Origin of the sequence: Corallococcus sp. 4LFB, assembly GCF_046520365.1 — a bacterium.
Lineage (GTDB): Bacteria > Myxococcota > Myxococcia > Myxococcales > Myxococcaceae > Corallococcus > Corallococcus caeni.
Genome location: NZ_JBKGHJ010000162.1, coordinates 1 through 16,061 on the forward strand (window position 1 = coordinate 1; position 16,061 = coordinate 16,061).

Annotated in this window: 12 protein-coding genes and 2 pseudogenes; 10 read left to right on the forward strand and 4 right to left on the reverse strand. The window is 69.5% G+C overall.

Annotation, left to right across the window (positions count from 1 at the left end):
- From ACLEQD_RS18860 to ACLEQD_RS18895, 8 genes and pseudogenes are all read left to right on the forward strand, one after another.
- Positions 1–432: aldehyde dehydrogenase family protein (locus ACLEQD_RS18860; RefSeq protein ID WP_410385704.1), on the forward strand; the 432-nt coding region annotated here is incomplete at its 5' end.
- Between the two features lie 81 nt (positions 433–513).
- A complete protein-coding gene (locus ACLEQD_RS18865; RefSeq protein WP_410385705.1) occupies positions 514–1,767 on the forward strand; it encodes a GTP cyclohydrolase II in 1,254 nt (417 codons plus the stop codon).
- Positions 1,760–2,967 (forward strand): annotated as a pseudogene (locus ACLEQD_RS18870) (URC4/urg3 family protein). Before ACLEQD_RS18865 ends, ACLEQD_RS18870 begins: the two are co-directional and overlap by 8 nt.
- Before the next feature lie 23 nt (positions 2,968–2,990).
- Entirely contained in the window at positions 2,991–3,626 is a 636-nt protein-coding gene (upp, locus tag ACLEQD_RS18875) for a uracil phosphoribosyltransferase (protein ID WP_120525099.1), read from the forward strand.
- Between the two features lie 94 nt (positions 3,627–3,720).
- Positions 3,721–4,470 carry a serine protease gene (locus ACLEQD_RS18880; RefSeq protein ID WP_410385706.1) on the forward strand — a complete coding sequence of 250 codons (750 nt, stop codon included), beginning with the start codon at positions 3,721–3,723 and terminating at the stop codon, positions 4,468–4,470.
- Between the two features lie 107 nt (positions 4,471–4,577).
- On the forward strand, positions 4,578–6,011 hold the full coding sequence (locus tag ACLEQD_RS18885; RefSeq protein WP_410385707.1) for a hypothetical protein: 1,434 nt from the start codon (positions 4,578–4,580) through the stop codon (positions 6,009–6,011).
- Positions 6,012–6,074: 63 nt separating this feature from the next.
- A complete protein-coding gene (locus ACLEQD_RS18890; RefSeq protein WP_410385708.1) occupies positions 6,075–6,833 on the forward strand; it encodes a class I SAM-dependent methyltransferase in 759 nt (252 codons plus the stop codon).
- Positions 6,833–8,125, forward strand: a complete 1,293-nt coding sequence (locus ACLEQD_RS18895; protein WP_410385709.1) for a CapA family protein — start codon at positions 6,833–6,835, stop codon at positions 8,123–8,125. Before ACLEQD_RS18890 ends, ACLEQD_RS18895 begins: the two co-directional genes overlap by 1 nt.
- Here the strand turns inward: ACLEQD_RS18895 and yjjJ are convergent.
- Positions 8,110–9,429: a type II toxin-antitoxin system HipA family toxin YjjJ gene (yjjJ, locus tag ACLEQD_RS18900; protein WP_410385710.1), complete on the reverse strand. Its 1,320-nt coding sequence runs from the start codon at positions 9,427–9,429 to the stop codon at positions 8,110–8,112. The two genes, ACLEQD_RS18895 and yjjJ, sit on opposite strands and share 16 nt — an antisense overlap.
- A 297-nt stretch (positions 9,430–9,726) precedes the next feature.
- Here yjjJ and ACLEQD_RS18905 point away from each other — a divergent pair.
- Positions 9,727–12,025: pseudogene (locus ACLEQD_RS18905) on the forward strand (membrane dipeptidase).
- A 19-nt stretch (positions 12,026–12,044) separates the two neighbouring features.
- Here ACLEQD_RS18905 and ACLEQD_RS18910 read toward each other — a convergent pair.
- Positions 12,045–12,431 (reverse strand): hypothetical protein, encoded by a 387-nt coding sequence (locus tag ACLEQD_RS18910; protein WP_410385711.1) that lies wholly within the window; start codon positions 12,429–12,431, stop codon positions 12,045–12,047.
- An 80-nt stretch (positions 12,432–12,511) separates the two neighbouring features.
- Positions 12,512–13,813 carry a chloride channel protein gene (locus ACLEQD_RS18915; protein WP_410385712.1) on the reverse strand — a complete coding sequence of 434 codons (1,302 nt, stop codon included), beginning with the start codon at positions 13,811–13,813 and terminating at the stop codon, positions 12,512–12,514.
- Between the two features lie 220 nt (positions 13,814–14,033).
- Between ACLEQD_RS18915 and ACLEQD_RS18920 the strand changes: the two genes are divergently transcribed.
- Positions 14,034–15,119, forward strand: coding sequence for an SGNH/GDSL hydrolase family protein (locus ACLEQD_RS18920; RefSeq protein ID WP_410385713.1), 1,086 nt, complete (start codon positions 14,034–14,036; stop codon positions 15,117–15,119).
- Positions 15,120–15,874: 755 nt separating this feature from the next.
- On the opposite strand, the gene ACLEQD_RS18925 is transcribed toward ACLEQD_RS18920, so the two are convergent.
- The coding region (locus ACLEQD_RS18925) for a hypothetical protein (RefSeq protein WP_410385714.1) at positions 15,875–16,061 on the reverse strand (187 nt) is incomplete at its 5' end.

The following is a 16,061-nucleotide window of genomic DNA, read 5'->3' on the forward strand; positions in this document are numbered from 1 at the left end:
CGCGGCAAGCGGCCCGCGGGCGAGGCCTACGCGAACGGCCACTGGCTGGGCCCCACGGTGCTGGACGGCGTGCGGCCGGAGATGGAGGCCGCGCGGCGCGAGCTGTTCGGCCCGGTGCTGTCCATCGTGCGGGTGCCCACGCTGTCGGCGGCGCTCGCGGTGGAGAACGCGTCGCCCTACGGCAACGCGGCGTCCATCTTCACGACCAGCGGCGCGGTGGCCCAGTCGGTGGTGGAGGGCGCCAGGGCCGGCATGGTGGGCGTGAACGTGGGCGTGCCGGTGCCGCGCGAGCCCTTCTCCTTCGGCGGCACGGGCGAGTCGAAGTTCGGCCACGGGGACGTCACCGGCCCGTCGAGCCTCGACTTCTGGAGCCAGCTCAAGAAGGTGACGCGCAAGTGGTCCGCGCGCACCGACGGCTCCTGGATGAGCTGACGCCGCGCTGGCGTCCCCCTCTGCCGCTCCCCCATTTGCAGACGTCTGTCCTTTCCCGCGCCCCACAAGGAGGGTGCACCCATGGCTGACAAGAAGCCTGTCAATCACATCCGTCTCACGTCCCACCCCGACGGGCAGGTGCCCGGAGTGCCGCTGCGCTGGGGCGAATCGGAGCCGCTGCGCCGGGGCCCGGTGGTGGCCACGCTCTCCGACGCCGCGAACCGCAACGTCATCGGCACGCACTCGGGCGCGTACTCCATCTACCGGGCGCTGGCGGTGTCCGCGGGCAAGCTGCCGCAGGACCACAAGGCGGACCTGACCAACACCTCGCCCGCGGCGCAGGTGGGCCCCTATCCGTCGTGGAGCGACCCCAGGCGCATCGTGTCGCTGGACCCCTGGGGCGCGGTGGCGTCGCAGGTGTTCCGCGCCTACGCCGAGCAGGGCGTGGACTACCGGCCCACCATCGCCGTCACAAGGGCCCACATCAACATGCCGGAGGTGCGCGAGGCCATCGCCGCCGGGCGCCTCGAGGTGGACGGCGAGCTGGTGGCGGCCAACGGGGACGTGAAGGTGGTGAAGGCCGCGGTGGAGCCCGTCTGGTACCTGCCCGGCATCGCCGAACGCTTCGGCCTGACGGAGGGCGCGCTGCGCCGGGGCCTCTTCGAGCACACCGGCGGCATGTACCCGGAGCTCATCACCCGCCCGGACCTGCACGTCTTCCTGCCGCCCATCGGTGGGCTGACGCTGTATGTGTTTGGGAACATCGCCTCGCTGGCGGACCGGGACGTGCCGCTGGCGGCGCGAGTGCATGACGAGTGCAACGGCTCGGACGTCTTCGGCAGCGACATCTGCACCTGCCGGCCCTACCTGGTGCACGGCATCGAGGAGGGCGTGCGGATGGCGCAGCAGGGCGGCGTGGGGCTCATCGTCTACCACCGCAAGGAGGGCCGCGCGCTGGGCGAGGTGACCAAGTTCCTGGTCTACAACGCGCGCAAGCGCCAGGAGGGCGGCGACTCCGCGGCCACGTACTTCCACCGCACGGAGTGCGTGGCGGGCGTGCAGGACATGCGCTTCCAGGAGCTGATGCCGGACGTGCTGCACTGGCTGGGCATCACGCGCATCCACCGCTTCGTCTCCATGAGCGACATGAAGCACGACGCCATCGTGCGCTCGGGCATCGAGATCCTGGAACGGGTGCCCATCCCGGACGGGCTGATCCCCGCGGACGCGAAGGTGGAGATGGAGGCGAAGAAGGCGGCGGGCTACTTCACGCGCGGGCCGGTGGCGGACGCGGGGGAACTGGCGCAGGTGAAGGGGAGGGACCTCGATGCTTGACGCGATCCGGGTGCAGGAGGTGTCCCCCACGGTGGCGTGGCTGCGCAGCCCGGCGGCCATCCGCGAGCGCTGTCACCAGGTGCTGGACCTGGGGCTCGCCGGCCGGCTGGAGTACTTCAAGGTGGAGCCGTCCCGGTTGCCCACGGTGGTGGACCGGGTGCTGGCGGTGACGCACGAGGCCTACCCCCGGCTGGACATCCCGGTGCACAGCCGCTGGAGGCACTTCGACGCGGGAGGGGTGCCCCGGCTCGCGCAGCTGGAGGCGAGGCTGGCCCCGCTGCCGCCGGAGGAGCGCGCCAGGGCGAAGGTGGACCTGGGCGTGGTGAGCGTGCTGCTGGACGCGGGCAGCGGCCCGGCGTGGCGCTACCAGGAGCCCGGGGGCGCCTCGTACGTGCGCTCGGAGGGGCTGGCCGTGGCGTCGCTGCGCATGTTCATGGCGGGCGGCTTCTCATCCGACCCCGACCGGCGCTGCGCGCGGACGCGGAGGCCCTGGGCCGGATGACGCGCGAGCAGCTGGAGCGCGGCTTCCAGGTGTCGGAGTCCAACCCGCTGCTGGGCGTGGAGGGCCGGCTGCACCTGCTGCAGGGCCTGTCGCGCGTGCTGCCCCGGCCGGGGTCCATGTTCGACATGCTGGCCGCGCACCGCCGCAGCGTGAGGGCCGCGGAGGTGCTGGGCACGGTGCTGGAGGTGCTGGGCCCCATCTGGCCGGGGCGCACGACGGTGGACGGCGTGAACCTGGGGGACGTGTGGCCGCACCCGGCGCTGGGCCCACCGGGCAGCGCGGACGCGCTGGTGCCCTTCCACAAGTTGTCCCAGTGGCTGGCGTACTCGCTGGTGGAGCCGCTGGCGGAGGCCGGCGTGACGGTGACGGAGCTGGACGCGCTCACCGGCCTGCCGGAGTACCGCAACGGCGGCCTCTTCGTGGACCTGGGCGTGCTGGTGCCGCAGGACCCGCGCCTGACCATGGAGGTCTACGCCCCGGGGGACGCGCCCATCGTGGAGTGGCGGGCGCTGACGGTGGCGCTCCTGGACCGCGTGGCCGCGCTGGTGCGGGGGCGTCTGGAATTGACCCCGGAGGAGCTGCCGCTGGCGAAGGTGCTCCAGGGCGGGACGTGGACGGCGGGGCGCCGGGTGGCGGCGGAGCTGCGCCCCGGGGGCGTGCCGCCCATCCGCATCCGCAGTGACGGCACGGTGTTCTGAAACCCATACACGGAGGACGACGCATGGACTTCCCGAACTGCACGGTGGTGGATCACCCGCTGGTGAAGCACAAGCTGACGGTGATGCGCAGGACGGACACGAGCACGGCGGCCTTCCGGGCGCTGCTGGAGGAGATCTCCCTCCTGCTCGGGTACGAGGCGCTGCGCGACCTGAAGCTGCGCGAGGAGGAGATTGAGACGCCCATGGCGCGCACCACGGGCTGGGCGCTGGACGGCAAGAAGCTGGTGCTGGTGCCCATCCTGAGAGCGGGGCAGGGCATCCTGGACGGCCTGCTCCAGCTCGTGCCCTCCGCGCGGGTGGGCCACATCGGCCTGTACCGCGACCCGGAGTCGCTGGGCGCGGTGGAGTACTACTACCGCGTGCCCGCGAACCTGGAGGACCGCGACGTCATCGTCTGCGACCCCATGCTCGCGACGGGCAACTCCGCTGTGGCGGCGCTCCAGCGCGTGAAGCGAAGCCGCCCGGGCTCCCTGCGCTTCGTGTGTCTGCTCGCGTGTCCGGAGGGCCTGACGAACCTGCGCGAACACCACCCCGACGTGCGCGTCTTCACCGCCGCCATCGACGACAAGCTGGACTCGCACGGCTACATCCTGCCCGGCCTGGGCGACGCCGGAGACCGCCTCTTCGGCACGAAGTAAGAGAGCCGATTAATCTCGATTTGCAAGATTGACGGTGAGGCGTGAGTCCTTCATGTCTCACCGCATGAAGACCTCCCGTTTCGCGTCCGCATTGATGGCTTTGGGCTTCCTCGCGTGTGGAGGGGAGCCCAGCTCCGAGCAGGAGCAGCCCCTGGGCGTCCAGGCCTGGGACATCACCGGAGGAAGCCTCGCCGCCCGGTACGAGCTCCCCCACCAGGTGCGCCTCCACGTCTCGGGTGCGTTCACCTGCGGAGGCACGCTCATCCGGGCCGGCTGGGTGGTGACGGCGGCCCACTGCGTCCGGGGTGTCACGCCCACGTCCATGCGCATCTACGCGGGGGACCTGCGGCTGGGCACGGTGGAGGCGGACGAGCAGTACCGCGCGGTGTCGCGCAAGGTGATGCACCCGTCCTACAGCGGGTCGGTCCACGACGTGGCGCTCCTCCAGCTCGCCCAGCCCTTCAACCTGTCCCAGGCGGTGCAGCCGCTGACGCTGCCGGATGCGCCCGCGCCCCTGGGCGTGACCTACACCGCGAGCGGCTGGGGCCGCACGCAGACCGGGCCCACCTCCGCTGCGCTCAAGCGCGTGAACCTGAACCTCACCTCCACGGCCACCTGCCGCGACCTGGTGGGGAACGCCTATGTCAACGGCGCGCAGCTCTGCACGGCGCCGCGCGCCACCGCGAACGTCTGCACGAAGGACGACGGCGGCCCGCTGGCCTTCAACGGAACGCTGTATGGGATTGTGAGCGGGTTCGGCTCCAGCCAGTGCGACACGTTCTCCGTGTTCACCAACGTGGCCACGTACACGCCGTGGATCCGCTCCGTCATCAACGGGACGTGATGCACTGAGCCAACGCTGTTTCACGCCTTGGCTCTTGAGAACCGGGAAAGACGGATTTAAACGTTGAACGGTCTAAACGTTTTTGTCCATTTCCCGGGAGTCCAGGCATGCGCGCGTCGTGGCGGTCCACGTTGATGGCGGTGATGTTGGGCGCGGTCTTCGCGGAAGGAGTGGCGGCGGCGGAGCCCGCGCCGGAGTCGCTCCGGCAGGAGGCCGGCGCGCAGCGCTGGACGGAGAACCTCTCGGAAGGAACGGGCACGTCGGAGTTCGTGGGCACGCGTGAAGGGCTGCGCTACGAACCCAACGCGGTGATGCGCCGTCCTGAAGGCCTGAGCCGGCTCACGGGCCTCTTCGAGTTCCCCGCGCGCACGCTCGAGCAGCCCGTGGACACCTTCCGTCCGCGCGTCCAGGCGGCGGTGGGCCTGGGGCAGGGCGTCGAAGTGGACGTGCGCGTGCGGGTCCCCGGAGGCGCCTGGAGCGAGTGGCGCACCGCCACCGGCGACGAGTCCGTGCGCCTGCCCCGCGCGGGCACGGAGGTGCAGGTGCGCCTGGCGCTCATCGCGGACGAGCGCGGCCGGGGCCCGGTGGTGCAGGGCGTGGAGCTGGAGGGCTGGCGCGAAGGCAGCGGCACGGAGGAAGGACTCCAGACGCTCGCGCCGCTGACCTACCGCGTCTACGCGACCCGTGAGGGCCTGGTGGGCGGCACGACGGCGAACGGCCACGTCATCAAGAGCAACGACCGCTTCGTGGCGCTGCCGTCGCGGCGGGGGCTCGCGTCGAACGGGGGCTCCGAGTACCAGGTGCGCGTCTGTTATTCGAAGACGGCGAAGTGCGCGACGACGTCCGTCTGGGACGTGGGCCCGTGGAACACGAAGGACGACTACTGGAACCCGTCCAGCGTGCGCGAGATGTGGAAGACGCTGCCGCAGGGCAAGCCGGAGGCGCAGGCGGCGTACCAGGACAACTTCAACGGCGGGTTGGATCAGTTCGGCCGCCGGCCGTCGAACCCCGCGGGCATCGACATCGCGGACGGGACGTTCTGGACGGACCTGGGCATGTCGAACAACGACTGGGTGGACGTGACGTACCTGTGGACGTCCGGCGGCGGCTCGACGACGGGGCTGGTCATCGACAGCAACAACGCGAACAACGACCAGACGAAGGGCTACATCCAGCTCGCGGGCACCAGCTGGGCGTCCTCCACGAACGTGGCGGGCTACTACGGCACCAGCTACCTGGTGTCCCCGGGCGCGGCGGTGTCGGAGCCGGCGACGTTCTGGTTCTACCTCTCCGCGGCGGGCACGAAGACGGTGGACGCCTGGTGGACGGCGGCGAGCGACCGCTCCACGGCGGCGCCCTTCATCATCACGAACGCGTCCGGCACGCAGCTGGCGAACGTGAAGGTGAACCAGACGCTCAACGGCGCCCGGTGGAACACGCTGGGCACGTGGAGCTTCCCGGCGGGCTGGAACAAGGTCCAGCTGAGCCGCTGGGTGACGGCGGGGACCTACGTGGTCGCGGACGCCATCCAGGTCCGTTAGGCCTCATGGACGCACTGGAGGTCCGGGCGGTAGAACGGTGACTCGCCTCCGAGGAAGCCCTGCATGGCGTCGTTGCGCACCGTGATTCCGCCCCCCGTGGAGGAGCCCCACCTCTACACGGACCTCGCCTCCTGGTGGCCGCTGTTCTCGCCACCGGAGGAGTACGGGGAGGAGGCGGAGGACCTGCTCCCCATGTTGCATCTGGAGGAGGGCCCCGCGCGCACGATGCTGGAATTGGGGTCGGGCGGTGGAAGCCTGGCCTTCCACCTGAAGAAGCACTTCACGCTGACGCTGACGGACCGCTCGCCGGAGATGGTCGCGGTGAGCCGGGCCGTGAATCCGGAGTGCGAGAACCTGGTGGGGGACATGACGTCCCTGCGGCTAGGACGCACGTTCGACCGGGTGATGGTCCACGACGCCATCATGTACGCGGTGGACCGGGACGCCGCGAGGGCCACGGTCCGCACGGCCGCCGCGCACTGCCGTCCGGGGGGCCGGGTGGTGCTCTTGCCGGACTGCGTGCGGGAGACCTTCGAGCCCCTCACCGAGTCCGGAGGCCACGACTCACCGGACGGGCGAGGCATGCGCTACCTCATGTGGACGTGGGATCCGGATCCGGACGACGAGACGTTCGAGACCGCGTTCGCCTATCTGCTGAGGGAAGCGGACGGAACGGTGAGCATGTCGCAGGAGCGCCACCGCTTCGGCCTGTTCCGGCGTGACGACTGGCTCGAGTGGATGCGGGAGGCCGGCATTCCCGCGACGACACGGCGAGACCCCTGGAGCCGGGAGGTCTTCATCGGGATCCGGGAGCCGGAGTGATGCGAGGGTGGGGGGCCCTGCTGCTGTTCATCCCGTTCCTGGGGATGGCCGCGCCCGCGCGCGTGGAGCTTGTCTTTGGCGGGGACGTGATTCCGCACGGCGAAGTGAAGTGGGTGGCGAAGGCCCACGCGCGAAGCGGGAACCACGAAGGCTGGGACCACGTCTTCGGGCCGCTGTCGGACGTGCTGCGAACAGCGGACGTGGGCGTGGTGAACCTGGAGACGCCGGTCACGGCCAACGACAAGGCCCTCACGAAGGAGCTGGTCTTCAACGCGCCGCCAGCGATGGCGCAGGCCCTGGTGCGCGCGGGCGTGAAGGTGGTGTCCACGGGCAACAACCACGCAAGGGATCAGCACGTGGAAGGCCTGGTGGAGACGCTGCGTCAGCTGGATGCGGTGGGGCTGCGCCACACGGGCACGGGAGCCACGAAGGACGCGGCCTGGGAGCCGGTGTTCATGGAGGTGCGAGGCATCAAGCTGGGCTTCCTGTCCTTCACGAGGAGCCTGAACGGCTTCAGCAACCCGAAGGAAGCGGACGCGCCGCACGTGGCGCTGTTGCCCTATCCGGAGCACGTCTCACGAAGAGGGCTGAAGCCGGAGGAGGCACTGGAGAGGGTGCGGTCCGCGGCAGCGAAGTGTGACGCGCTGTTCGTGATGGGGCACTGGGGGCGTGAGTACACGGAAGCGCCGAATCCCCAGGACCGGGCATTGGGGCAGGCCTTCCTGGAAGCGGGAGCGTTCGCGGTCATCGGGCACCACCCGCACGTGCTCCAGCCGCTGGAGGCGTACACGACGAAGTCCGGGCGCCGGGGCTTCATCGCGTATTCGCTGGGCAACCTGGTGGCGAACCAGGCGCGCTTCTACCGGCACGTGAAGGGGCAGCAGGGGAAGGACGGGGACAAGAGGGACACGCTGCTCCTGCGAGTCGGAGTAACGAGGGCGGAGCAAGGAGCCCCGGTGTCGCTGGCGGACGTCTCGGTCCTGCCGGTGTGGATTGAAAACAACGCCCAGGGCCGCAAGGCGAAAGCCAAACGGAACATCCAACCGGTGCTCATCGACCGTGAAATCGAAGAGGTCTCCAGAAGGTTGGCAGCCCTGACCCAGCGCACCACCGCGAAGCCCGACCCGGCCACCCGAGCGGAGCAGGCCGCCCTGGAGCAGCGCCTGGCCACCGCCCGCTACCGCCGCGAGCGCATCCTGAGAATGCTGCCCGCGGAGTTCCAGGTGGCCACCCCGGAGCTGCGGAGGCGGGACGACAGAGCGGTGGGACTGACGGCTCAGACCGTGCCGTGAAGCGGCACCCGAGCGATGAGCTCCGCGAGCTGTCCCCGGCAGGTGGCGCAGCGCTGACGGAACTCCTCGCTGAGGTCCTGCGAGACAATGAGCCTGTCCCAGTACCTCAGCGCATGGCGGGCGGCGTCGGCCCAGACATCCAGGGTGTTGGAGGTTGGAGGCGCGGGCCTGAAGGTCCGCTCGACCAGGTGCGCGCCATCGGGTGCGAAGACCATGGGCAGCATGTCGTAGAGCGGCGCGAGCCGGAACCGTCCTGACGCTTCCACGAAGCAGGAGACATTGCCGAGGTGCCGGTCGATGTTTCCAATGAGCTGGCCAAAGACATCCAACCAGCGGATCCGCCGGACGTCCTCCGGAGGAAGGCGACGCTCTGCGCGCAGCCGCAGCGACACCTCCGTCCAGTTCGTTCCCAGCCCGATGTATTCGTTATCAATGGCGCGCAATGACAGCAGTGCGCGCCTTCCGCGAAGGCCGACGCGATCGAACCGCTCGACTTCGAGGAACCGGTGGTCCCGCAGGTCGAACCAGCGCGCGGTCGCCGCGTCGATGCCCGCCGCGCGGACCGCCTCCAGTGCAAGGGACTCGCTCGCGAGCAGGTCCCGCCAGCGCTGTCCCGCCCGGCCTTCGCTCGCATCCGCGAACTTCACGAGCACATGCCTGCCATCGGCATGGACAGCGAACTTCGGCTGCTCGCCACCCGCGGAAGAACCAGCACCTTCCGCGAGGAAGCTCCTGGCAAGCTCAGGGTAGCTGTCGCGGTGGACCTCGTGGACCTGTGTGGCCAGGTACCGGTCCAGCGACTCTTGTCCCAGGATGAGGTCCCCCGTGCAGTCCTCCCCGCGCCGGGCCAGGGCGATGAGCACCTGATCGTCGTTCCAGTCCGTGGTGCGAAGGGGGAGCCCCAGGTCTGGATGCCGCTCATGGAACCCCCGGCCCATGTATCCCTGGGGGCTCATCTCCTCCACGAAGGGAGGCAGGCCTTCGAAACGCTCCCCGGGGCCGTTGGCCTGCTCCATCCAGGTCCCGCCATTGGACAGGAAGTGGAGGGTTCCCACGCGATGAAGCTGTCCCGCTTCGTCCACCCGATGGACGGGAACGCGGGTCCCCAGCTCCGGCAGGGAACGCGTCCGCGCATACAGGGCGCCCCGGGTCCGGCCCATGCGGCAGATTGAATCACCCGCGTCCCTGAGCCAACGCGACAGGGTCTGCTGCGAGACGCCGAAGTGCTCCTGGAGCGTCTCCACCCGGACGGGTTGAAGACGCTGGACGGCATCCAGGAGCTGTCGGACGGGAGGTGCGGCCATGGGTAGATGGATGAGTAGATAACCGAGTGCATCAACTGATGCAAATAGGTCTGAATTCATGGACTTGAGCGGGTGCACACGTCATTGACGGGTAGATGCGCGCTGACCCAGGGGGATCTACCGCCCGGCTGCTCGCTCGATACCGGGCACAGGGAGTTCTGGCACACGGAAGGGCTCGTCCCCGCCGCGAAGCCGGGCACCACCGCCACCGCGCACCGAGCACACTCTGGGACGCCGCGTCTTGCACCCGGGGTCCGGGCTGACGCATGTGGACGTTCCCCTCATCCTGGAGCGTTCGTGTCCCGTCCCCTCCCGTGGTTCCGCTGGAGTCCCCTGGCCCTGACGCTGGCGGCCTCGCTGTCCTGTGCCCCCATCGAGGACCTGGAGCCCCCGCCACAGCCCGCCACCCAGAAGCAGGGCGTGGACGTGCCCGGCTTCGCCGAGCTGCACCACCACATGTTCGCCGAGGAGGCCTTCGGCGGCGGCTGGTTCCACGGCGGCGTCAACGGCACGCTCGACACCTGTGACGGCGGCTGGCCGGAGAGCGACCACGCCCGCGTCCGCATGGACCTGAGCGGTCTGCTCAACCTGTGTCCCAACTCCGGCGGCGTGGACCTGAGCGGCGTGCCCGTCCTGTCCCAGCTCTTCGGCATCGCGGGCGCGGTGGGCTCGGAGTTCATCGGGAAGATTGAGGGCACGCAAGGGGACACCGGCCTGCACATGGGCCGCCGTCAGCCCGGTTCGGAATGGCCCCGCTGGGACACCATCGCCCACCAGCAGTCCTGGGGCGGGTGGCTCAAGCAGGCGCACGACGGAGGCATGTCGCTGGTGGTGGTGTCCGCCGTCAGCAACGGCTTCCTCTGTGAAGCGCTGCCCCCGCAGAACCGCAAGCGCGCCTGCGACGAGATGATGGACGTGGAGGTCCAGCTCCAGATGGCCCACGCCTTCGACGCGGCCAATGACTGGGTGGAGATCGCCCTGTCGCCCGCGGACGCGCGGCGGATCATCTCGCAGGGGAAGCTCGCCATGGTCCTCTCCATCGAGACCAGCAAGCTCTTCGGCACGAAGGACTGGCGAGCGGAGCTCAGCCGCTTCCACGCGCTGGGCGTGCGCACGCTCCAGCCCGTGCACCAGCTGGACAACCGCTTCGGCGGAGCGGCCCCGCACAACGCCATCTTCCAGGCCGCGCAGTTCCTGGAGAACTGCCACATCGACACCGACTGCGGCATCACCGCCGCCGGCTTCACGCTGGGCTTCGACGTGGACGCCCAGTGCCGCAACGTGAAGGGCCTCACCGCGGACGGCCAGCAGCTGCTCCAGGCGATGATGGACAAGGGCATGCTCATCGACCTGGCCCACCTGTCGGAGAAGGGCGTGCGTGACGCCTACGCCGTCTCCCAGACGAACCGCTACTACCCGCTCTTCATCAGCCACGGCCACTTCCGCGAGGTGATGAACGGCAAGCTCGCCGGGAACGAGAAGACGACCCCCGCCTGGGTGGTGCAGCTGCTCCGCCGCACGGGCGGCATGTTCGGCCTGCGCACCGCGCACGACGAGACGCGCACGTACACGCCCGCGAACATCGCCAACGACTGCCAGGGCTCCAGCCGCTCCTTCGCCCAGGCCTACGAGTCGGCCGCCAGGGCCTCAAGGTCCCCATGGCCTTCGGCGCGGACTTCAACGGCTTCATCCAGCAGACGCGGCCGCGCTTCGGTCCCAACGGCGCGTGCTCGGCGGGCTTCCAGGCGGAGGCGGACGCGCAGGCCCACCAGCAGGAGCTCGAAGCCCCGGGCCGGCTGGGGACGCCGTTCGACGAGCAGGGCTCGCGCACGTGGGCCTGCTGCCCGACCTGCTCCGCGACGTGCGCCACCTGGGCGCGGACACCACGCCGCTGGACCGCTCGGCGGAGGTGTTCATCCGCATGTGGGAGCGCACCGCGAGCAGCGCGCGCACCGGCATGGCGGACCCCGCGCTGGACATCGACACGAGCGGCATCGCGCCGTGGGTGCCGCCGGACGAGCGTGAGAAGGCCTACCCCACCGTGTGCGGCAAGGCCTACGCGCCGGACTCCAAGACGCTGAACCAGGGCTGCCGCTTCGACGACGAGTGCCAGAGCGAGCAGTGCACCTCCGTGCTCTGCGCCACCTTCGACGGCCGCTGCGTGTGCAACGACGACGGGGACTGCGGCGCGTCCCGCTACTGCCAGGATGAGCTTCCGGGCAACCCGGGCGACAACGACTGCGTGGACCGCAAGACGGACGGCACGTCATGCAGCCGCGACGGCCAGTGCCTCTCCGGAGCGTGCGGAGGCTGCTTCAACGCGGTGGGCTGGTGCTACACGCCGCGCTCCAAGGCCTATGGTCAGACGTGCAAGTCGGACCGCGAGTGCACCACGGACCGCTGCAGCGCGGACTGCTACGTGAACCCCACCGGCAGCTGCCTGTGCGACAGCGACTCGCACTGCGGCACGAACCAGTTCTGCGGGTGGGGGCTCAACTCCGGCAAGTGCATCAACAAGCGAAGCCGGGGCGCGGCGTGCTCCAGCGATCGCGAGTGCGCGTCCGGCACCTGCCGCTGGTCGTTCACCTGCAAGTAGCCGTCACGGGCGCGGGGCTTCAGAGGTCCTTGAAGCCCCCGCCCTTGCCGAGGAACTCGACCTGACACGACTGGCCCCCGCTCACCCGGGGGCGCTCCCGAACGGGCCGGGGCGGACGGTGGCGCTGGGACTCGGACGGCCACGTCACGCCGAACACCGTCTCCCACTCCTTCCGTAGTTGAGACTGTTGCACCGCATCGATGGCGGCGTTGCCCCCGTGGACGACGACCGTCTTGCCCTCGAGCGACTCGTGGTTGGGGCCAACCCCGTACGGCACCATCCGCATGTACGCATCGAGCGAGAACACCCGGGGGTTGTTCTCCGGCCGGGGCCAGATGTGGATGCCGTCCTCCGGCGTGGGGACGCGCTCGGCCCCGTTGCCCATCATCAGGAGGAGCTTGTTCACCCGCAGGGTGCGCTCCTCCGTACCCTTCCCACGCCCGGCGGACCGGCGCGAGCCGCAGGGCTCGCGTCTGCGCGGAACGCCTATGCGTCCGTCCTGGACGCCGGAGGCGCCGGAGGCTTCGGGGGCGCCGCATGCAGCTCGCGCAGCGCGACCACGCGGTCCAGCAGCGGCCCACCCAGCTTCCTCCGAGCGATGCGCTGGGACGGATAGATGCCCCGGTGCCCGGTGAGCAGGTACGCCACCGTGGCGACGATGGCCACGTGGGGCAGCACGGAAGCGCCCACCAGCTCCACCGCCATCAACGACAGCGCGAGCGGCGTGTTGGCCGCGGCCGCGAACAGCGCCGCCATGCCCACCGCGGCGCCCAGGTCCACCGGCAGCCCCAGCAGCCGCGCGAGGACATTGCCCAGCGCCGCGCCAATGAAGAACAGCGGAGTCACTTCGCCACCCAGGAACCCCGCGCCCAGCGTCACCACCGTGAAGACGAGCTTCCACGCGAAGGCGCCCCAGGGCAGCGACGCGTCCTCGAACGCGCGCAGGATGCCGGGCACGCCCAGGCCCAGGTAGTCGCTGGTGCCCGCGAGCTTCCAGAGCCCCACCACGCCCAGGCCGCCCAGCGCCATGCGCACGGGCAGCCAGGGGACGCGGCGCTCCAGGACGCGCTTCAGCCCATGCGTGCCCTCGATGAAGGCCACCGCCACGCCCGCGATGCCCACCGCGAACACCAGCCACCGGCCCAGCACGGGCAGCGTCAACGCCAGCACCTGGGGTGACGGGTACGCGGTGTGGTGGATGCCCAGCCCGCGAGTCACCAGGTCGCCCACGACGGCCGCGGTGAGCGCGGGCAGGAGCGCCTCGTAGCCCAGCCGACCCACGCACACGACCTCCAACCCGAACACCGTGCCCGCCAGCGGCGTGCCGAACACCGAACCGAAGCCGCCCGCGATGCCCGCCGCCAGCAGCTCGCGCCGCGTGTCCGGCGTCACGCGGAAGCGCCAGGCAATCTGGTCCGCCAGGCTCGCGCCCATCTGCACCGCGGTGCCCTCGCGTCCCGCGCTCCCGCCGAACAGGTGCGTGAGCACCGTGCCCAGCAGCACCATGGGCGCCATGCGCAGGGGAATCACCGCGTCCCCCACGTGTACCGTATCCAGCACCAGGTTGTTGCCGCCCCGGATGGACGCGCCCCACCGGCCGTACACCGCGCCCACGACGAGCCCCGCCACGGGCAGCGCGTACACCAGCGACTCATGCGCCAGCCGGAACGCCGTGGCTTCTTCCAGCAGCGCCAGGAACACCGCGGACGCCACGCCGCACACGCCCCCCACGATGGCGCCCAGCAGCAGCCACTGACCCAACGCTCGGGCACTCCGGGAGAGGTTCATGTCCGCGCACTCTAGCCGTGAAACATTGCGTCAATTCGGAGCGTCGCGTCAGCGAGGGACACGCCGTTCTGACGCGTCGTGGCGGAATTCGTGTTCAACATGGAATGCTTATTGCGGGGTTAATTCTGGTCTGGGGAGTGATTCCAGAATCAAACCCGTGTACCGTGCGCGGCCTCTCCCCATTGCCGGGGAGGGAACCCCTACCTCCTCAGGAGCCGGTATGTCCGTTCGTCGCAGCGGGCTGTCCCTCGCCGCCGTCCTCGCCGCCACCACCCTCAGTGGCACCGCGATGGCCAGCACCATCAACCAGAACACGTCGTGGACCATCAACCGCTCGGCGTCTCAGACGTACCGGGTGGTGGCCTACGGCGACTCCATCTTCGCCGGCTATAACGGCGGCATCAGCAGCGTGGCGCGCCGTGCGGCCCCGGTCGTGGAGGGTGAGTACGCGGCGAAGAAGTGGGGCACGAACGTGCAGGTCATCCGCCGCACGAAGTCCGGCGCGAAGGCGGACGACATCTACAACAACAAGATCGTCTCCGAGCGCTCGTACATGCAGGACTCCAGGACGCGCGTCGTGATGTTCGAGATGTGCGGCAACGACTACCTGCAGGCCCGCAGCGCGTTCTCGGACCAGAGCGGCACCTGTAACTACAGCGGCCTTCAGAACGCGCTGGCGGCGTGCACCACGTACATGGAGCGTGGCATGCAGGCCATCAACCAGTACGCGACCACCGCCAAGGTGAAGGTCATCTCGAACATCTATTACCCCGGCTACGACGCGGACAACGTGCTGACGTCCTGCACGGACGCGACGACGGGCCAGAGGGTGAACAAGCAGCAGTACTTCCTGCCGCTCCTGGCGCGCAGCAACTGGCGCGCCTGCAACCTGGCGGCGAAGTACGGCTTCAAGTGCGCGGACGCCTTCGCGGAGATGATGGCCGCGGACTACGACCGCAACGGTGACGGCCAGGTGGACTCCGCGGCCATCGCGTACCGCGCCGGGGAGACCGAGGACGCCTACGTGCAGCGCATCAGCGTCACCCTGCGCAGCACGCTGCGCGACGCGAACGGGCACCTGGCGAACAGCAGCACCAGCTACGACTACATCCAGTCGGACAACACGCACCCGACGTATACGGGCTCCACCATCAGCGTGAACATCTTCACCGGCTCCGGCTCCGGCTCCGGGGCGCCGTCCTACTCGGATGGCCAGGTCGTCGACGGCAAGAACCCGGACTGGAACAAGTTCGGCCACGAGCGCATGGGCTGGAGCCTGTCCACGTTCGACCCCGCGACGCCGTGAGCTGAAGCGGCATCCGCAGGGCCCAGGGCCTCCGACCGGTGAAAAGGTCGGGGGCCTTGTCGTGTGCGGAGACGCATGTCGCCCAGGAGCCCGCCCGTTCGGCCACCGTCGTCGGAGCACAAAGGAAGCTGCCTCGCTCCACGACCCAGCAGGCTGCTGACAGGGGGAGGGGGTTCACATCGTGGAGGCGCGCGTCCATATCCCCGGCGGCTGGGGACGAATGATCAGGCCCGGCTCAACCAGGGTTTGACGTCGCCGAACCGAAGCGTTAGACACTGGACCCCCGCGCAACGAACCGCTGGCCCCCGGGCCTCGGAGAGTCAGCACGGGGAAGAAAAGGATCGACGAAGGTTGTTGATCCCGAATGCGGCGAAGAGGTAGAAGCCGCGCCCCGCCCGAACGGCTCCGAACGAAGCAGCTCGGAACCAGGAGCGGACAGCAGCAAACGGTCGCCACCAAAAATGGTTGATCGCGGATGTGGCGGTGGTACAAGCCGCGCCCCTCGCTTCGAAGCCCGCGCACTGGCGCGGAAGGCACTTCGAAGAGAGCGCAGCACCGACAAGAAAATAGGGCAGTCAACGAGCGGGTTGACAGCGAACGCGGCGAAGAGATAGAAGCCGCGCCCCACCGAAGAGTAAGCAGTCCGGCAGGCAACACACGGACGGCGAGCGGTGAGGAAGCTGACAGCAAGCAGGTTGACAGGGAACGCGGCGCTGAAGTAGAAGCCGCTCCCCTTCGAAAAGAAGCGGCGGAAGTCACTGGACGGCGCCGACGAACTTCGAAGCAGCCCGCAGGACGCAAAAGCGAAGTTGACGCTGACTGCGAACTGAAATAGAAGCTGCAGCCCCGCCGGTCGGAAAGAAGGCGGCAAGCAACAAAGCCGCAACAGCGGCTCGGTCTTTGAAAACCAAATAGCAAGCCCAAGCAGTAATGGATTGCGGA